Here is an 18,038-nt window from a genome sequence, read left to right as displayed (position 1 = left end):
TTCCACAGACTGTGGAAACATTGCCGCTATCCACAGTCTGTGGATAACGTTGTGCATCTCCTGAATGCTTGGGGTAATCGGCCGTGTCGTGATTATGGTGCCGAGGCGCGAAAGTCGCGCTCCCCTGCCAACTGCGTTTCACCGCTGGAGTAACCGACGAGAATAGCCTCAAATTTTTACTTCACACGCGTACAGTGAATCGTTGAGACGTGGAACACGACGCGTATGCCTGCGCTTCCCGCGGTGTCGACGCGAGCCGGCCCGCAAAGATAGAAGCGGACATGGCGTCCGCGCGGATGAATGGATAGGACAAATATGAGCACCGATTCGTCAGTTGCAACCAACACCGCGAAGCCGACGGCAAGCGCCAACCACCGTGATAACAATGTCAGGCCGCAGGACGACCTGTATCGGCACGCCAACGGTGCATGGCTCTCGACCGCCCATATACCAGCAGACCAAGGCAGCTACGGTTCTTTCATGGCGTTGCGCGATGATTCCGAGGCAGCGGTGCGGTCCATTATCGAGGCCGCCCAAGAGCACCGGCGGGGTGCCTCCGGCATCGCTGATGCACGCAAGGAACGAATCGCAAACCTCTATGAGAGTTTCATGGATGAGGAACGAATCGAGGCCAGCGGAGTCGATCCGATCCGCGCTGACCTGGCATCCATCTATGCCACCACGACCATTGCCGAACTCATCAGCCTCAGCGGTTCGCTCTACCGCCGTGGCGTTTCCGGATTCATTCAAGCCGGTGCCAGTTCGGACGCTGGAGCACCTGAACGGAACCTGCTAACTTTCATCCAAGCCGGACTTGGGCTTCCGGACGAGTCCTACTACCGTGAAGAGCAGTTCGCCGAACTCCTTGGCGAGTACGAGGAGCACCTCGGTCGTTTGCTTGCGCTTGGCGAACTGGCCGACACCGAGGCTGCAGCGCACGACGTCATCGCTTTGGAAAGCGCCCTGGCATCCCATCACTGGGACCGGGTTAAGTGCCGGGACGCCCAGGCCCGCTACAACCTCATGACCGCATCAACGCTTCTCGAACACATTCCTTCCCTCGCTGGATGGCTTGCCGGAGCCGGCATTGAGGATAAGTACTTCGCCGAGGTCGACGTCTGGCAGCCAAGCTACCTCGAGGGACTCGAGCAGGTGCTGAATAGCGAGCCGCTGGCGTCTTGGCAGCACTGGTTGGCAGTTCAGCTGATCCGCTCTTACGCACCGTACCTGTCCAGCGCGCTGGTCAACGAAAACTTCTCCTTCTATTCCGCAAAGCTTTCCGGGGTCCAGGAGCTACGCGAGCGCTGGAAGCGTGGCGTGGCGTTTACGGAGGGTGCAGTGGGCGAGGACATCGGCCAGCTGTATGTTGCCGAGCATTTCCCCCAGCGCAGCAAGGACGAGATGGACGCACTGGTCGCCAATCTCATCGACGCATACCGACAGTCCATCGGCGAGCTGGAATGGATGAGCCCGGATACCAAGGAAAAGGCGCTGGAAAAGCTGTCCATGTTCCGGCCCAAGATCGGCTACCCGAACGAGTGGATCGACTATTCCACCATTTCCACCGTGGCCGACAACGTCATTTCCAATATCGCCGCATCAAACGAATTTGAATTCCTGCGGGAATTGAAAAAGATTGACGATGGTGTGGACCGGGAACTGTGGTTCATGTTCCCCCAAACGGTCAACGCCTACTACCACCCGCTGCTGAACGAGATTGCGTTCCCTGCCGCAATCCTGCGCCCACCCTTCTTCGATGCAGACCGGGATGCCGCGTCCAATTACGGTGCCATCGGTGCCGTGATTGGGCACGAGATCGGGCACGGCTTCGATGACCAAGGATCCCAGTTTGACGGCACCGGCGAGCTGAAGAACTGGTGGACCGACGAGGACCGGACTGCTTTTGAAAAGCTCACCGGCAAGCTCGTTGACCAGTATGAAGCCTTGGTGCCCCCGGAGGCGCCGGATCACCACGTCAATGGAAAACTTACACTCGGCGAGAACATTGGCGACCTAGGCGGCCTGGGCATTGCCTACACCGCCTACAAGCTGGATCTGGCGGCCCGAGGCATGGAAGTCGATGAAGTGATCGACGGGCTGAATGGTGACCAGCGGTTCTTCTACTCCTGGGCCGAATGCTGGCGCACACTGACCCGTCCGGAGACCATGGTCACCCGCATTACCACGGACCCGCACTCACCCGGCGAATTCCGCTGCAACCAGGTACCCAAGAACATGGATGCCTTCCATGAAGCCTTTGGGACCAAGCCCGGTGACGGCATGTGGCTGGAGCCCGAAGACCGCGTCAAGATCTGGTGATTACGACGGCTTTTGCCGGCCCCGCCTGCGAGGGACAGGGCCGGCAAAAGCGCCATGCCACTGGGGTTATGGCCGTGTGAAATAGTCGCCGATATCGTCGAGCAACGCCTTGAAAGCGACCGGAACCGACCCGTGGATTCCCTTGGGCGTTTCGAGGTATGTGGATCCTGGCACCACCTCATGCAGTTTGCGAGCCGTCGAACGGAAATACTCCGCGCTTTTGGAGCCGGCCATGAAATGCGTATTGGGTGGAAGAACCGCAAAGCTGCTCGCGGGCTGTGGTTCCTCAAGGGCCGCCCGAAGCTCGCCCACCCCGCTGGGCAGCATGGTGCGCGCCAGCTTGCCGGTCTTGGTCCGTGAGGTTCCGGCCAGCAAGGCCGCAAGCATTGGCAAGGGGACCTTGCTGAGCGTCGGGGAGAACTTCATGCCTCGTTGCATGCGCGCCAATGCGCGGCTGCTCCTTCCCGCTTCCACATCCTCTGAAAACGCCTTCAGCCACTCCGTGTCGATCGAGCTATCGAGGTTAATGGCTGGATCGTATACAGCCAGACGCTGCGGTACCCGGCCGGTGCAATGTGGGTCGCCGGAATCCAGGAAGCTCCGGACGGCGTTGAGAACGACCGCGCCACCCAGGGAATGGCCAAAAAGGTTTTGCGCGCCGGTGTGCTCCAGCATCAGGGCCACATCTGCGATCTCCGTGTCCATGGAGTAGTCGGCAGGTTGATCAGTGGAATTGCCCCGCCCCCGGCGATCGTAGAGGTCCACCGTCCAGTCATCGCCCAACCGACTGCTGAGGGCCGAAGCGAACGGCCGATAAATCAACGCGGTCAGGAAGGCTCCTCCCACAACCAAGATTCGGCGGTGCCCAGGCGCGTGCGGGTTGCCATATGAATACAGGGCCAGTGATCCACCGTCAGGTGTTTGCAGAATGCTTTCTTCCATAATCACTCCATCCTATTCCGGGTTCGAAAAAGACCTTGGGGTGTTGCTCCACACCTCTCAGCCCGCGCGAAGATTATTCAGACTAGAATTGGATATTGTGACTGCCGAAAAAACTGCCCCAGTAGCCAACGCCCCCGAGACCAACGACCAGCGCCAGGTGCGCATGGACAAGCGTGCCGCCTTGTTGGCCCGTGGAGAAGAAGCCTACCCAGTGGGTGTCGCGCGGACTCACTCGCTGCAAGCGATCCGCGAGCAATTCCCGGACCTGGCTCCTGACACAGCCACAGGCATTCAGGTTGGCATCGTGGGACGTATCGTCTTCATGCGGAATACCGGCAAGCTGTGCTTCGCCACCTTGCAGGAAGGCGGCCCCGAAGGCACCGGAACCCGGCTCCAGGCCATGCTCTCTCTCGCCAACGTGGGAGAGGAACGACTGGCCGACTGGAAGTCCCTAGTCGACCTCGGAGACCACGTCCTAATCACCGGCGAAGTCATTGCTTCGCGCCGTGGTGAACTTTCGGTCATGGCAAGCGATTGGCAGATGGCTTCCAAGGCGCTGCGCCCGCTTCCGGTGCTGCACGCTGAACTGAACGAGGAAACCCGCGTACGCCAGCGCTACGCTGACCTGATCGTGCGTGATGAGGCTCGGGAAATGGTCTACAAGCGGGCGGCGATCACCCGCGCAGTGCGCGATACCCTTCACGCGCGCGATTACGTCGAGGTTGAGACCCCGATGCTGCAGCTGGTCCATGGCGGCGCCTCTGCCCGCCCCTTTGAAACGCATTTGAATGCCTTTGACCAGCCAATGACGCTGCGTATTGCCACCGAACTGTTCCTCAAGCGGGCAGTCGTCGGCGGCATCGACCGCGTCTTTGAATTGGGACGGATCTTCCGCAATGAAGGCGTCGATTCCACGCACTCCCCGGAGTTCACGACCCTGGAATCCTACGAGGCATATGCGGACCAATTCGTCATGGCCGATCGCATCAAGGAGATCATCCTCAACGCCGCCGACGCAATCGGCGCCGGACGGCAAATCGAAACGTCAAAGGGCACGATCGACCTGGATGGTGAATGGGCCTGGCTGGGCGTCTACCCCGGGCTTTCCGAAGCTGTGGGCCAGGAAATTACTCCAGACACCGATGTTGAAATTCTCCGTGAAGTTGCTGAAAAGCACGGCATTAAAGTCGATCCAAAATGGCAAGCCGAAAAGCTAGTCATTGAATTGTTTGGCGAAATCGTTGAACCGACTCTCATCAACCCCACCTTTGTCTACGATTATCCGCCAGCTGCCCAGCCGCTTGCGCGTCCGCACCGCAGCAAGCCGGGCATTATCGAGGCTTGGGACCTGGTCATTGGCGGGATGGAGCGCGGAACCGCATTCTCCGAACTGATTGATCCTGTGATCCAGCGCGAGCGCCTGACTGCGCAGTCCCGCATGGCCGCCGACGGCGATGACGAGGCCATGCAGTTGGACGAAGATTTCCTGCGCGCGCTGGAATACGGTGCCCCGCCAATGGGCGGCATTGGTTTAGGCATTGATCGTCTGGTCATGCTCTTTTCCGACACCGGTATTCGAGAAACCATCCTCTTCCCACTGCTCAAGCCGGAGGCATAACGTGCCATATATCGAGGCCCTTGTTCCGACAATTGTTGTTGCGCTGGTCTTTTGGTTTGTCATTCGCGCGGTATCCAATGTGGATCGCAGTGAACGTGCTGCGGAAGCCAAAGTGGACGAGCAAATTAAATTAGCCGAGCAGCGTAAGGACAACAAAAGCCCGAAAGCTGATAATTAGCCTAATATCTGAATTCCCACTTGCTGGATGATCCGTAGTTGTGATTATGATATGGGTACACGCAAGGGCACAAACCGTTAATGTGTTCATGTGAATTCCCACCACGGCAAGGAGAAGCTAATGGCACGTCAGGTCCAAATTGCATTGATTGATGATATCGACGGTTCCGAGGCAAGCGAATCTATCGTATTCGGCATCGGCGGACAGCATTATGAAATTGACCTCAACGAGGAAAATGCAGAGGCGTTCCGAGAGGCTTTCAAGCCGTACATCAAGGTTGCACGCACCTCGAAGCAGTTCACTCCGAAGGAAGCCCCGGCCATCCGCGCCTGGGCCAAGGAGAACAACGTCAAGGTCAACGCCCGCGGTCGCTTGCAGGCCGATGTCATTGCCGCCTACCACGCTGCGCAGGCGAAAAAGTCGCGTTCCAAGTCCAAGTAGAACTTTCGACGCCTGATACTCCCGGTGAGCCCGCGGGCTCCCGGCCGCTGTGGGGATAAGGAATAAACGGCAGGGGATCGGCTCCATTGAATGGAGCCGATCCCCTGCCGTTGTTTAATGCGAAGAAGAACGCCGAGGGTGAACAATGTTATCCCTTGGGCGAACATCCAACACGAGCCCTAATTTGATGCGTAGCATCGAAATACGTGTTAGCTAGGAGTGTGCCGCATGTTTGAGAGATTTACCGACCGTGCCCGTCGCGTTGTCGTGCTTGCCCAAGAAGAGGCGCGCATGCTCAACCACAACTACATCGGAACCGAGCACGTATTGCTCGGCCTCATTCATGAAGGCGAGGGAGTAGCGGCCAAGGCCCTTGAGTCGCTGAACATCTCCCTTGGTGCCGTGCGTGAGCAGGTCCAAGAGATTATCGGACAGGGCCAGCAGGCCCCTTCCGGTCACATCCCCTTCACGCCGCGCGCCAAGAAGGTTCTGGAACTCTCGCTGCGCGAAGCACTGCAGCTGGGCCACAACTACATCGGCACCGAGCACATCCTGCTCGGCCTGATCCGCGAGGGCGAGGGCGTCGCCGCCCAGGTCCTGGTGAAGCTCGGCGCGGACCTGTCCCGCGTGCGCCAGCAGGTCATCCAGCTGCTCTCCGGTTACCAGGGCGGCAAGGAAACCGCGGGTGCCGGTGTCAGCTCCGCTGGACAGAGTGAAGGCACGCCGGCCGGTTCGGCAGTGCTCGACCAGTTTGGCCGCAACCTTACGACCGCTGCCCGCGAAGGAAAGCTCGACCCGGTCATTGGCCGCGAATTCGAGATGGAACGCGTCATGCAGGTCCTCTCGCGCCGCACCAAGAACAACCCCGTGCTCATTGGCGAACCGGGTGTCGGCAAGACCGCCGTCGTGGAGGGTCTGGCCCAGGCGATCGTGCGTGGAGACGTCCCGGAAACCATCAAGGACAAGCAGCTCTACACCCTTGACCTCGGTTCCCTGGTTGCAGGTTCGCGCTACCGCGGTGACTTCGAGGAACGCCTGAAGAAGGTCCTCAAGGAAATCCGCACGCGCGGCGACATCATCCTCTTCATCGACGAGATCCACACCCTTGTCGGTGCCGGAGCGGCCGAGGGCGCCATCGATGCGGCCTCCATCCTCAAGCCGATGCTGGCCCGCGGCGAACTCCAGACCATCGGCGCAACGACGCTTGACGAGTACCGCAAGCACATCGAGAAGGACGCGGCCCTCGAACGCCGCTTCCAGCCGATCCAGGTCAAGGAACCCTCCGTGGAGCACACCACGCAGATCCTGCGTGGGTTGCGCGACCGCTACGAGGCGCACCACCGCGTCTCCATCACCGACGGCGCCCTGGTGGCCGCCGCCGAGCTGGCGCACCGCTACATCTCCGACCGCTTCCTGCCTGACAAGGCCATCGACCTGATCGACGAGGCCGGCGCCCGCCTGCGCATCCGCCGCATGACCGCCCCTCCGGCGCTCAAGCTGATGGACGAGGAAATCTCCACGGTTCGCCTGGAGAAGGAAGCCGCCATCGATGCACAGGACTTCGAGGGTGCAGCGTCGCTGCGCGACAAGGAAGGCAAGCTCCAGGAAGCTCGTGCCGAGAAGGAAAAGGCCTGGAAGAACGGCGAGCTCGACGAGATCGCCGAGGTCGATGCCGACCTGATCGCCGAGGTCCTGGCCAACTCCACCGGCATCCCGGTGGTCAAGCTGACCGAGGAAGAGTCCACGCGACTGCTGAACATGGAAGATGAGCTGCACAAGCGGGTCATCGGCCAGGACGAGGCAATCAAGGCGATCTCCCAGGCCATCCGCCGCACCCGTGCCGGGTTGAAGGACCCGAACCGCCCCGGCGGCTCGTTCATCTTCGCCGGCCCAACCGGCGTCGGCAAGACCGAGCTGGCCAAGGCTCTCGCGGAGTTCCTCTTCGGCGAGGAAGACGCACTGATCACCCTGGACATGTCCGAGTACTCGGAGAAGCACACGGTCTCCCGTCTCTTCGGTGCCCCTCCGGGCTACGTCGGCTACGAGGAGGGCGGACAGCTCACCGAGAAGGTCCGCCGCCGCCCGTTCTCCGTCGTGCTCTTCGACGAGGTCGAGAAGGCCCACGCGGACCTGTTCAACTCGTTGCTGCAGATCCTGGAAGACGGCCGCCTGACCGACTCCCAGGGCCGCGTGGTGGACTTCAAGAACACCGTGATCATCATGACCACGAACCTTGGCACCCGCGACATCTCCAAGGGCGTGATGACCGGTTTCCAGTCGTCCGCGGACACCAAGACCGGCTACAACCGGATGCAGGCAAAGGTCCAGGAAGAGCTGCGCCAGCACTTCCGCCCCGAGTTCCTGAACCGTGTTGACGACGTTGTGGTCTTCCCGCAGCTGACCCAGGACGAGATCGTGGAGATCGTGGACCTGTTCCTCGGCCGCCTGAAGAAGCGCCTGGTCGACCGGAACATGACCATCGAGCTGTCCCAGGCCGCCCGCGTCCTGCTGGCCACCCGCGGCTACGACCCGGCGATGGGCGCCCGACCGCTGCGCCGCACCATGCAGCGCGACATCGAGGACCAGCTTTCGGAGAAGATCCTCTTCGGCGAGTTGGTTGCCGGCCAGCACATCAAGGTCGACGTCGAAGGCGAAGGCGACGAGGCGACGTTCACCTTCCACGGCGAAGGCGGAACCCCGCAGATCGAGGGCGAGCCCGCACCGGTCGCCATCGAAGGCTAGAAGCACCAGGAAAACAACGCCAGGGGCCGGCATCCACAAGGATGCCGGCCCCTGGCGTTTCCTGCGCCGGAGCCCCCGGGCCGGCTACACAATTCGCGGACGGTGCCGTGGCCGGGCATAGGATACAAGAATGGAATCCTTTACCGTCAGGCGTGCGAAGACCAGCGATGTGAAAAGCATCCGTGACCTTGTCAGGCCGCTGGCAGAGGACCGCGTGCTGCTGGAAAAGGAAGCTGTCGCCTACTACGAGAACCTGCAGGAGTTCTTCGTCGCCGAGGACGCCGACGGCAATGTCATCGGCTGCGGCGGACTGCACGTCATGTGGGAAGACATCGCGGAGGTCCGCACCCTTGCCACGGACTCGGCCTGGCGCGGCCGCGGCGTGGGGCACGGGCTGCTGGCGAAGCTGCTCCACGAGGCGCGCGAGCTGGGCGTCGCCCGGGTCTTCTGCCTGACCTTTGAGGTCGATTTCTTCCTGCGCAACGGGTTCACGGTGATGGCCGAGCAAAGCGCCGTCGACCCGGAGGTCTACTCCGAGCTCCTGCGTTCCACCGATGAAGGCGTGGCCGAATTCCTGGACCTCGCGCGGGTCAAGCCCAATACGCTGGGCAACACCCGGATGATCACGCACCTCTAGCCCGCGCGGCACCGCGGGTGCCGTTCGCTAGTGCGGCAGGCCGACGCCCTCGGGAGTGTCCTGTGCCAGCCCGTCGGCCAAGAGCGAGGCCAGCACGCGTTCGCGTTGTTCGGCGGGCGCGTCAAGCGCGTGCAGGCCGACCCAGGCGCGGTGCTCGTCGCCGGCCTCCCGGGCCGGGTTCAGCGGCCGGCCTTCCCCCGCAACAGCGGCCAGGTCGACGGCTCCGAGCAGGTCGCCGCGCCGGACCGGGGCGGTGGAATGCCGCAGCACCGCCATCATGGCCCCGCGCAATTGCCTGTCGGTGCCGTGCCACGGCTGGCCCTTGGGCTTGTAGTGCGGCTCGGGCCGCCCGGCGGCGATCCAGGCGCACTGGCTGATGACCGGGCAGTCCTCGCAGCGCGGCGAACGCGCCGTGCACACCAGCGCCCCGAGCTCCATCACCGCGATGTTCCAGTTGTTGGCCAGGGCGGTGCCCGCGGCATCGCCCTGGTCTGCGGCGGGCAGCAGCCGCGCCGCCAGCGCCAGTTCCGCGGCGTTCTGGCTTTGTTCGGGCAGCGCCTTGCCGCTGACCAGACGGGCGTGGACGCGGCGGATGTTGGTGTCCACCACCACGGTGGGGACGTTGAAGGCGAAGCAGGCGATGGCCGCGGCGGTGTAGGTGCCGATGCCCGGCAGCGCGAGCAGTTCCGCCTCCGTCCCCGGGACCTTCCCGCCGTGCTCCTGCGTGATGACCACCGCTGCCGCATGCAGCCGCAGGGCGCGGCGCGGGTAGCCCAGGCGCCCCCAGGCCCGCACCGCCTCGGCGACCGGCTCGGCGGCCAGCGCCGCGGGGGTGGGCCAGCGCTCCATCCAGGCCTCCCAGACCGGGCGCACGCGCACCACCGGGGTCTGCTGCAGCATGAATTCGGAGACCATCACCGCCCAGGGGTCGGCCGTCGGGCCGCGCCACTGCAGCTCGCGTGCGTTCGCGGAATACCACGCGGTGATCTCGTGGTGGATCTTCTCCAGGTCGGGGTGGGGCACGGCGGGGGCGATCCTTTGTGTTTCGGGGTAAATGCTGGCGATATCACTCTAGCTGGCGGCGTGGGAGTCGACCGCGGAAGCAATGGCTTCGTAGCCTTGAGGTATGGCACAAAAGCAGGTCCGTTCCTCCCGTCCCTCCGCACGGGTTTATCGGCGTCGCCGCCTCGCGGTGCTCATCGCCACGCTTGTCGTGGTCGGGCTTTTGACGTGGGCGGGATTCGGAATCGCGTCCCTGCTGCGTCCCTCCGTCCCCGCCGCGGGCCCGGCGGCAAGCCAGCCGGGCGCCGGGTCCCCGCCGGCATCCGCCGTCCCGTCCCCGGAACCCACCGAGCCCTCGGGGTGCCCGGCGGAGGATGTGGTCGTCACGGCGTCCACCGCCCAGGCGACGCACGGACCGGCGGAGGACCCGGTGCTGGTGATGACGATCAAGAACGCCGGGACGACCGAATGCATGGTCAACGTGGGCACCAGCCAGCAGGACTTCTCCGTCACCAGCGGCGCGGACCGGATCTTCTCCACCTCGGACTGCGTGGACGATCCCACCGACACCGAGATCATGGTCAAGCCGGGCGCCAGCGAGACCGCCCGCTTCACCTGGACCCGGGTGCGCAGTGCGCCGGGGTGCAAGTTCGTGGCGGCCAAGCCGCGTCCGGGAACCTACGGTTTCACCGCGAAGCTGGGGGACGTGAGCAGCGAGACCGCGCGGTTCGAGCTGCGGTAGCCCCGTCGGCCAGGCGGCGCACGGACGGCTTCTAGAGGAAGCGGTCGAGCAGGGAGGATTCGGCGACGCGGGACAGGCCCTCGCGCACCGTGCGGGCCCGCTGCTCGCCGATCCCGTCCACCGCCATCAGGTCCTCGATATTGGCGGCCATCAGCCGCTGCAGGCCGCCGAAGTTGTTGACCAGCCGGTCGGCCACGGCCCGCGGCACTGACTTGATGCCGGCCAGCAGCCGGTGGCCCTTGGGTGCGACGACGGCCTCGAGGGAATCGATGCCCGGGCTGATGCCCAGGATGGCGGCGAACTTGCCCAGGTCGATCAGGTCGGTGGAATCCAGGGTCTGCAGCTTCCGCAGTGCGGCCTCGATGTCCAGTTCCTCCCCGCCCAGCGTCGAGTAGTCCTTGAGCAGCAGGTCCGCGCCGGGACCCAGGCCCGCCGAGAGCTCGTCGAGCTGCAGCGCGAGCAGGCGTCCGTCGGCCCCCAGCTCGAGCACGTACTGGGCGATCTCCTCGGAGATGCGCCTGACCATTTCCTGGCGCTGCAGCACGGCCGCGACGTCGCGGACCGTCACGACGGCCTCGATTTCCGCCGCGGACAGCGCGCTGGTGACCTGGTCCAGGCGGGAGCGGTAGCGCTCCAGCGTGGCAAGGGCCTGGTTTCCGCGGGCCAACACGGGCTCGGAGCCCTCAAGCAGGTAGCGGATGCCCTGAACGTACAGGGCGATGATGTGCATCGACTGCGAGACCGAGACGACCGGGAAGCCGGTCTGGATGGCCACGCGTTCGGCGGTGCGGTGGCGGGTGCCCGACTCCTGGGTGGGGATCGAGTGGTCGGGGACCAGCTGCACGCCGGCGCGCAGGATGTTGGAGCCGTCCCTGTCGCAGACGATCGCCCCGTCCATCTTGGCCAGCTCGCGCAGGCGCGTGGGGGAGAAGGCGATGTTGATGTCGAAGCCGCCGGAGCAGATCGAGTCGACCACCCTGTCGTGCCCCAGCACGATCAGCGCGCCGGTGCGGCCGCGCAGGATGCGTTCCAGGCCGTCGCGCAGCTCCGTTCCGGGTGCAACGCGGGCCAGCGTGGCGCGCAGCGCATCTTCGGGGCTTTTCGACATGGGCGAGTTCCTTCCAAGGGGTGACTACTACCTATGGTATGGCCAAGGAAGGCCCGCCACCGCCGGAAAGCCGCTTGGGGGAGCGACTTCGGTACCCCTTTGTTACCGAAAGAACAGGGATTACCCGGTTTTGACGCGTTGCTCAAAGGCGATGTCAAGCGCCTCGTGCACGGAGGAGACGGTGAAGACGCGGATCGAGTCGGGAATGTTCTTGGGCGGATGCGGGGACGCGGGCACCATGGCGTAGCGGAAGCCGAGCCGCTCGGCCTCGATGATCCTCCGGCCGATCTCCGGCACGGGGCGCACCTCGCCGGCCAGGCCGACCTCGCCGAAGGCAACGAACTGCGGAGGCAGCGGGTGGTTGTGCATGGAGGAGGCGAGGGCCAGGGCGGTGGCCAGGTCGGTGGCCGGCTCGCTGAGCTTGACCCCGCCCACGGTGGCCACGTAGGAGTCCAGCCCGCCAAGTTCCATCCGGGCCCGGGACTGGAGCACCGCCAGGATCATCTGGGTGCGCGCGGCATCCAGGCCGCTGGTTGCCCGGCGGGGGATGGCGCTGGCGGCACGCGAGAGCAGGGTCTGCACCTCGGCCACCAGCGGCCGGCGCCCCTCGAGGGTCACGGTGATGCAGGTGCCGGGCACGGGGTCCTTGGTGCGGGTGACAAAGAGCCCCGAGGGGTCGGCCAGGCCCTCGATGCCGCCCTCGGTCAGGTCGAAGCAGCCGACCTCGTCGGTGGGCCCGTACCGGTTTTTCAGGGCGCGCAGCAGGCGCAGGCGTGAGTGGCGCTCGCCGTCGAACTGGCAGACCACATCCACCAGGTGCTCGAGCAGCCGGGGCCCGGCGATCGAGCCGTCCTTGGTGACGTGCCCGACCAGGATGGTGGTCATGTTCCGGCGCTTGGCGGCGTTGATCAGGGAGGCCGCGACCTCGCGGACCTGCGAGATGCCGCCGGCGGTTCCATCGACCTCGGCGGAGGCCAGCGTCTGCACCGAGTCGATGATCAGCAGTTCCGGGTCGATCTTTTCCACCTGGCCCAGCGCGATGCCCAGGTCCGTTTCGGCGGTGAGATAGAGCGTGTCCGCCATGGCGTCGATGCGTTCGGCGCGAACCTTGACCTGGGCGGCCGATTCCTCGCCCGTGATGTACAGGACCTTGCGGTCGGTGCGGGCGGCGCGGGCCGCGACATCGAGCAACAGCGTGGACTTGCCGACCCCGGGCTCCCCGGCCAACAGGATGACGGCACCGGGCACCAGCCCGCCTCCGAGCACCCGGTCAAGTTCGTCCACGCCGCTGGTGCGGTAGGACGCGGCCGTCGCGTCGACCTCGCCGATGGGCTGGGCGGGGACGGCGATGCTGGTGGCGGCGGTGGTCTTCGCCGAGACGGCGCCCATTTCCTCCACGGTGCCCCAGGCCTGGCATTCGCCGCAGCGACCCACCCATTTGACGGTGCTCCACCCGCATTCCGCGCAGCGGTAGGCGGGGGTGGATTTGGTGCGGGTGCTCTTGGCCATGCCTTTGATGCTAGCGCCCGGCACCCACGCTTTGGGCACGCGGCGGCGCGTTACGCTACAGGCGCGGCAGCAGGGCCACGGCTTCCTCGTGGCTGGTGCCGGTGGCCTCGAGCAGGTCAACGACCAGCGGGCGCAAGAGCAGCACCATTCCCTCGCCCTGCAGGCCGCTGACCTGGAGGGCCGTGGGATCCAGCCGGGACGCGCATTCGGCAAGCTCGCGCCGGGCGCGCCCCACGGCCTTTCGGTATCCGGACTCCCTGGTCTCGAGCACCGCGTAACCCAGGGCGTTGACCGCCTCCGCGAGCTCCGTCAGCAGGCTTGCCACGGACTCGACCCCGTGGTCGGTCAGGGCGCCGTGGGTGATCACGGTGGTCAGCCTTCGGGCCAGTACCCGGGAGTTGCGCACCGCCAGGTCGGTCTTTTCCGCCGCGACCGCCAGCCGCTCAAGATCCGGGCGGTGCCGGCGGTGCGCCGGGGCCAGGGTGGCCACCTCGCGGGCCATGTTCAGGGCGGCGGGCAGGGAATCCATGAGCTGCTGGGTCCCCCGGGCGCGGACCAGCGCGTGGAAGGCCAGGGTGGTGTCCGAGGTGCTCACGGCGCGCCCGCATTCGTGCAGGATGCCTGCGAGCTCGCCCAACAACTTGCCCAGTTCGGCTATGGGGGTGCGGCGCGGGTCGCGGGGAAAGACCATCATGATCAGCAGGCCGCACAGGGACCCGATCACCGCGTCAATGGAGCGGCTGAACGGACCCGCTGCACCGATGGGCAGGAGCACCACCAGCACCGACTGCAGGCCCAGCTGTGTGGAGAAGATGGGGCCGGAATCCAGGAACCTGGCGATCACCAGCGACAGGAAAAGTACCAGGGCCGCCTGCCACAGGCCGCTTCCGAGCAGCGTCAACAGCAAATCGCCAACCGCCACGCCCAAGGTGCAGCCAATGGCGACCTCCAGGGAGCGGCGGACCGTGGTCGCCGCGCCGAATCCCAGCACCAGCAGCCCGCTGGTCGCGGCAAAGATCGGGTCGACGTGCCCCAGAAGTTGCTCGGCAATCCAGTAGGCAAGCACCGCGGAGACGGTCATCTGGATGATCTTGGGGAACGAGGTTCCCACCCGGCGCACGCCAACCCGGTTGCGGCGCATGACGAACGTCCACGCGCTCCCCGCCGATGATCCGATACCCATGGACAACAGTCTGTCATGGCCCGGGCCCACCGCTCACAAGTGTGAAAAGTGATGCGAAACACGGGGCCGTGGCGGCCTTGTTCACCTTGCGTTTACCTTCATCGGAACCGCTGGTTACTTCCGGGGCCTAGTTTCGTATTGAAGCGATGTGCCTGCGTGCGCATCCTTGGGAAAAACCAGGACGACACGGTTCGTCAACGACAGGCATGTGAAAGAGGATAACTCGTGAAGCTTCATCGCATTGGCAGCGCGGCTGCAGTTCTTACCGTGGCAGCACTTGCCCTGACCGCTTGCGGTTCGGACAGCCCGACCGCCACGGCCGGAACCGGCGACGCCGGCAACTCGTCGGCAGCGGCAGTCTCCGGCACCCTGACCGGTAGCGGCGCTTCCTCGCAGAAGTCCGCCATGGAAGCCTGGAAGGCCGGCTTCGAGCAGGCCAACGCCGGCACCATGGTCCAGTACTCCCCGGATGGCTCCGGCGCCGGCCGCAAGGCCTTCCTGGCCGGCGGCGCGCAGTTCGCAGGCTCGGATGCCTACCTGAAGGACGAGGAAGTCGAATCCTCGAAGGAAATCTGCGGCCCCGAGGGCGCATTCAACGTCCCGGCCTACGTTTCCCCGATCGCCGTTGCCTTCAACCTTCCGGGCGTTGAGACCCTGAACCTTGATGCAGCCACCATCGCCAAGATCTTCAAGCTGGAAATCACCAAGTGGAACGATCCGGCCATCGCCGCGACCAATGAAGGCGTGAGCCTTCCGGACACCGCGATCACCGTGGTGCACCGCAATGACGAGTCGGGCACCACCGAGAACTTCGTCGACTACCTCGCGGCCGCCGCGAAGGACGTCTGGGACTACGAAGTCTCCGGCGACTGGCCCAAGGACCTTGCCAGCGAGAACGCCAAGGGCACCTCCGGCGTCGTGGCAACCACCACCGCCACCGAGGGTGCAATCACCTACGCGGACTTCTCCGCCGTTGGCAAGCTCGGCACCGTAAACGTGAAGGTCGGCGACGAGTTCACCGAGATTTCCCCCGAGGCAGCAGCCAAGGGCGTCGAGGCAGCCACCCCGGTCGAAGGCCGCGGCGCACTGGACATGTCCCTGGACCTGAAGCGCGACACCACCGAATCGGGTTCCTACCCGATCATCCTGGTTTCGTACCACGTGTTCTGCTCCACCTACAAGGACCAGGCCACGGTTGACCTCGTCAAGAGCTTCGGCGAATACGTGCTCTCCGAGGAAGGCCAGAAGCAGGCTGCAGGCTCCGCCGGCAACGCCCCGCTGTCCGCCAAGATGAGCGAAGCCGCCATCAAGGCCGTCGACTCCATCAAGGTCGCGTCCTAACTTTGCACCCAGGCCTTCGGGGGAATGTCGAAGACTTTTCTTCGATATTCCCCCGAAGGCGCAGTAGCATCTGATTTGACCCCTCCATATCCCAGCGCGAACGGCCGTATGATCCCCCTTGCCGCTCGCTCAACTCCCTAAGGCTCACCCATATGACTACCAACGCGCTCCGGCGCAGCGGATCCAAGGGACAGGCCGGAGACAAGATCTTCTCCGGAGCCGCGCTAGGCGCGGGCATCCTGATCCTCGTAACCCTCCTTGCGGTAGCGGTCTTCCTGCTCATCCAGGCGCTGCCCACCTTCACCGCCGACCCGACCCTCGTCAGCGGCGGCGAAGGCTTCTTCAGCTACATCTATCCGATTGTCATCGGCACCGTGATCGCCGCGGCCATCGCCCTGCTGATCGCCACCCCGGTCGGCATCGCCGTGGCGCTTTTCATCTCGCACTACGCACCGCGCCGCCTGGCCGCCGGGCTCGGCTACGTCATCGACCTGCTGGCTGCCATCCCCTCGGTCATCTACGGCGCCTGGGGCTACCTGGTGCTGGCCCCGGCGCTGGTTCCCAGCTTCCAGTGGCTGGCCGAGAACCTCGGCTTCATCCCGCTCTTTGAAGGCCCTGCCTCGCAGACCGGCAAGACCATCCTCACCGCGGGCATCGTGTTGGCCGTGATGGTGCTTCCCATCATCACCTCGCTGAGCCGCGAGATCTTCCTGCAGACCCCGAAGCTGCACGAGGAAGCGGCCCTCGCCCTGGGCGCCACGCGCTGGGAAATGATCACCATGTCGGTGCTGCCCTTCGCCCGCCCCGGAATCATCTCCGCCGTCATGCTTGGCCTGGGCCGCGCACTGGGCGAGACCATGGCCGTTGCCCTGGTGCTCTCCACCGGCAGCCTGATCCCGTCGCTGATCAAGTCCGGCAACCAGACGATTGCCGCCGAGATCGCCTTGAACTTCCCCGAGGCCTTCGGCCTGCGCCTCTCCGAGCTGATCGCCGCCGGCCTGGTGCTCTTCGTGATCACCCTGGTCGTCAACTTGATCGCCCGGGCAATCATCGCCCGCCACAAGGAATTCTCGGGAGCCAACTGATGAACGCCGTAACCGCCAACAAACTCCCCAACGATTCGCGCCAGCAGCCAGGCAAGCCTCCGGTCGCACGCAAGCGAAACTCCCTGTCCAAGGGCCTCCTGCCGCGCTGGGCCGCCCCGGGCATCGCCGTCGGCTCGCTGATCCTGGGCGCCGCGGCATCCACCCTCGGCGGCTTCTCCGTGGCAAGCTTTGCCATCTACGCCGCCGTCATTTTCGTGGTGGCCTCGGCCATCATCACCACCCTCGTGGAGGGACCGCGCCGCGGACGGAACGCACTGGCCACCCACCTGGTCTACGCGGCCTTCCTGCTCGCGCTCATCCCGCTGGCCTCCGTGCTGTTCACCGTGCTCCAGAAGGGGCTGCCGGGCATCAACACCCACTTCCTGTTCCACTCCATGAACGGGATCACCGGCGCGGCCGACAACGCCAGCGTCGAGGACGGCACCCCGGTCCTCGGCGGCGCCTACCACGCGGTGCTCGGCACGCTGCTGATCACGCTCTGGTCCACCCTGATTTCGGTGCCGGTGGGCATGCTGACGGCCATCTACCTTGTCGAGTACGGCAAGAACGGCCCGCTCGCCCGGGGCATCACCTTCTTCGTCGACGTGATGACCGGCATTCCCTCGATCGTCGCCGGCCTCTTCGCCACCGCGCTCTTCGCCGTGATCATGGGCCCCACGGCCCGCATGGGCATCGTCGCGGCCGTGGCCCTGAGCGTGCTGATGATCCCCACGGTGGTCCGCTCCACCGAGGAAATGCTCAAGATCGTCCCGAACGAGCTGCGAGAGGCGGCCTACGCGCTGGGTGTGCGCAAGTGGCGCACCATCGCCAAGGTCGTCATCCCCACGGCCATCTCCGGCATCGCCTCCGGCGTCACGCTGGCCATCGCCCGCGTCATTGGCGAGACCGCGCCGATCCTGGTCACCGCCGGCCTGGCGAACAACATCAACGTGAACGTCTTCGGCAACTGGATGGCCACGCTGCCGACGTTCATCTACTACCAGATCCTCACCCCGACCTCGCCGACCAACGTGGATCCCTCGATCCAGCGTGCCTGGGCCGCCGCACTGCTGCTGATCGCCATGGTCATGGTGCTCAACCTCGGCGCCCGCCTGATCGCCGGCCTGTTCGCCCCCAAGAAGGGCCGTTGAGCCTAAAGGCTCCGGACCCCCAGACGCACAAACTTCCTAA

General features: G+C 64.7%; 15 protein-coding genes. 10 read left to right on the top strand and 5 right to left on the bottom strand.

The features are described 5' to 3' along the window. Window positions 1-315 precede the first annotated feature (315 nt). The gene (locus tag KRR55_RS10290) at window positions 316-2,319 is read left to right on the top strand and encodes a M13 family metallopeptidase (protein ID WP_217388985.1); all 2,004 of its coding nucleotides are present in this window, start codon (window positions 316-318) and stop codon (window positions 2,317-2,319) included. Between the two features lie 66 nt (window positions 2,320-2,385). Here KRR55_RS10290 and KRR55_RS10285 read toward each other — a convergent pair whose 3' ends face one another. Further along, window positions 2,386-3,261, bottom strand: a complete 876-nt coding sequence (locus tag KRR55_RS10285; RefSeq protein WP_217388984.1) for an alpha/beta fold hydrolase — start codon at window positions 3,259-3,261, stop codon at window positions 2,386-2,388. 97 nt (window positions 3,262-3,358) lie between these two features. Here KRR55_RS10285 and lysS point away from each other — a divergent pair, with 97 nt between their 5' ends. From lysS to KRR55_RS10260, 5 genes are all read left to right on the top strand, one after another. Further along, window positions 3,359-4,879, top strand: a complete 1,521-nt coding sequence (lysS, locus tag KRR55_RS10280) for a lysine--tRNA ligase (protein WP_336245089.1) — start codon at window positions 3,359-3,361, stop codon at window positions 4,877-4,879. 1 nt (window position 4,880) lies between these two features. After that, window positions 4,881-5,057 carry a hypothetical protein gene (locus KRR55_RS10275; RefSeq protein ID WP_217388982.1) on the top strand — a complete coding sequence of 59 codons (177 nt, stop codon included), beginning with the start codon at window positions 4,881-4,883 and terminating at the stop codon, window positions 5,055-5,057. Between the two features lie 120 nt (window positions 5,058-5,177). Further along, complete coding sequence (locus tag KRR55_RS10270) at window positions 5,178-5,498, top strand: histone-like nucleoid-structuring protein Lsr2 (RefSeq protein WP_217388981.1); 321 nt, start codon at window positions 5,178-5,180, stop codon at window positions 5,496-5,498. A gap of 228 nt (window positions 5,499-5,726) precedes the next feature. Beyond that, entirely contained in the window at window positions 5,727-8,240 is a 2,514-nt protein-coding gene (locus KRR55_RS10265; RefSeq protein WP_217388980.1) for an ATP-dependent Clp protease ATP-binding subunit, read from the top strand. Between the two features lie 130 nt (window positions 8,241-8,370). Then, window positions 8,371-8,877 carry an amino-acid N-acetyltransferase gene (locus KRR55_RS10260; RefSeq protein ID WP_217388979.1) on the top strand — a complete coding sequence of 169 codons (507 nt, stop codon included), beginning with the start codon at window positions 8,371-8,373 and terminating at the stop codon, window positions 8,875-8,877. A 27-nt stretch (window positions 8,878-8,904) separates the two neighbouring features. Here the strand turns inward: KRR55_RS10260 and KRR55_RS10255 are convergent, their stop codons facing one another. Further along, window positions 8,905-9,900, bottom strand: a complete 996-nt coding sequence (locus tag KRR55_RS10255) for an HhH-GPD family protein (RefSeq protein WP_217388978.1) — start codon at window positions 9,898-9,900, stop codon at window positions 8,905-8,907. A 103-nt stretch (window positions 9,901-10,003) separates the two neighbouring features. Here KRR55_RS10255 and KRR55_RS10250 point away from each other — a divergent pair, with 103 nt between their 5' ends. Then, on the top strand, window positions 10,004-10,621 hold the full coding sequence (locus tag KRR55_RS10250; protein WP_217388977.1) for a hypothetical protein: 618 nt from the start codon (window positions 10,004-10,006) through the stop codon (window positions 10,619-10,621). 31 nt (window positions 10,622-10,652) lie between these two features. On the opposite strand, the gene disA is transcribed toward KRR55_RS10250, so the two are convergent. The 3 genes from disA to KRR55_RS10235 form a co-directional block, all read right to left on the bottom strand. Continuing rightward, window positions 10,653-11,729, bottom strand: a complete 1,077-nt coding sequence (gene disA / locus KRR55_RS10245; RefSeq protein WP_217388976.1) for a DNA integrity scanning diadenylate cyclase DisA — start codon at window positions 11,727-11,729, stop codon at window positions 10,653-10,655. A gap of 120 nt (window positions 11,730-11,849) precedes the next feature. After that, entirely contained in the window at window positions 11,850-13,238 is a 1,389-nt protein-coding gene (gene radA, locus KRR55_RS10240) for a DNA repair protein RadA (protein ID WP_217388975.1), read from the bottom strand. Window positions 13,239-13,293: 55 nt separating this feature from the next. Beyond that, complete coding sequence (locus KRR55_RS10235) at window positions 13,294-14,421, bottom strand: FUSC family protein (protein WP_217388974.1); 1,128 nt, start codon at window positions 14,419-14,421, stop codon at window positions 13,294-13,296. A gap of 225 nt (window positions 14,422-14,646) precedes the next feature. On the opposite strand from KRR55_RS10235, the gene pstS reads away from it, so the two are divergent. From pstS to pstA, 3 genes are all read left to right on the top strand, one after another. Beyond that, on the top strand, window positions 14,647-15,762 hold the full coding sequence (pstS, locus tag KRR55_RS10230; protein ID WP_217388973.1) for a phosphate ABC transporter substrate-binding protein PstS: 1,116 nt from the start codon (window positions 14,647-14,649) through the stop codon (window positions 15,760-15,762). Window positions 15,763-15,914: 152 nt separating this feature from the next. After that, the gene (pstC, locus tag KRR55_RS10225; protein ID WP_217388972.1) at window positions 15,915-16,847 is read left to right on the top strand and encodes a phosphate ABC transporter permease subunit PstC; all 933 of its coding nucleotides are present in this window, start codon (window positions 15,915-15,917) and stop codon (window positions 16,845-16,847) included. Continuing rightward, entirely contained in the window at window positions 16,847-17,998 is a 1,152-nt protein-coding gene (gene pstA / locus KRR55_RS10220) for a phosphate ABC transporter permease PstA (RefSeq protein WP_217388971.1), read from the top strand. The genes pstC and pstA overlap by 1 nt, the downstream gene beginning before the upstream one ends. Window positions 17,999-18,038 lie beyond the last annotated feature (40 nt).

It is taken from the genome of Paeniglutamicibacter quisquiliarum (assembly GCF_019084045.1).
Lineage (GTDB): Bacteria > Actinomycetota > Actinomycetes > Actinomycetales > Micrococcaceae > Paeniglutamicibacter > Paeniglutamicibacter quisquiliarum.
The sequence above is the reverse complement of the archived record's forward strand: the minus strand, read 5'-3'. Positions and strand labels throughout refer to the sequence as shown.

Excerpts from the sequence above, each read along its gene's own strand:
- KRR55_RS10235 (WP_217388974.1), bottom strand. The coding sequence starts at position 14,421 with ATGGGTATCGGATCATCGGCGGGGAGCGCGTGGACGTTCGTCATGCGC.
- KRR55_RS10270 (WP_217388981.1), top strand. The coding sequence starts at position 5,178 with ATGGCACGTCAGGTCCAAATTGCATTGATTGATGATATCGACGGTTCC.
- pstC (WP_217388972.1), top strand. The coding sequence starts at position 15,915 with ATGACTACCAACGCGCTCCGGCGCAGCGGATCCAAGGGACAGGCCGGA.
- KRR55_RS10290 (WP_217388985.1), top strand. The coding sequence starts at position 316 with ATGAGCACCGATTCGTCAGTTGCAACCAACACCGCGAAGCCGACGGCA.
- KRR55_RS10265 (WP_217388980.1), top strand. The coding sequence starts at position 5,727 with ATGTTTGAGAGATTTACCGACCGTGCCCGTCGCGTTGTCGTGCTTGCC.
- pstA (WP_217388971.1), top strand. The coding sequence starts at position 16,847 with ATGAACGCCGTAACCGCCAACAAACTCCCCAACGATTCGCGCCAGCAG.
- disA (WP_217388976.1), bottom strand. The coding sequence starts at position 11,729 with ATGTCGAAAAGCCCCGAAGATGCGCTGCGCGCCACGCTGGCCCGCGTT.
- KRR55_RS10260 (WP_217388979.1), top strand. The coding sequence starts at position 8,371 with ATGGAATCCTTTACCGTCAGGCGTGCGAAGACCAGCGATGTGAAAAGC.
- radA (WP_217388975.1), bottom strand. The coding sequence starts at position 13,238 with ATGGCCAAGAGCACCCGCACCAAATCCACCCCCGCCTACCGCTGCGCG.
- KRR55_RS10250 (WP_217388977.1), top strand. The coding sequence starts at position 10,004 with ATGGCACAAAAGCAGGTCCGTTCCTCCCGTCCCTCCGCACGGGTTTAT.
- KRR55_RS10285 (WP_217388984.1), bottom strand. The coding sequence starts at position 3,261 with ATGGAAGAAAGCATTCTGCAAACACCTGACGGTGGATCACTGGCCCTG.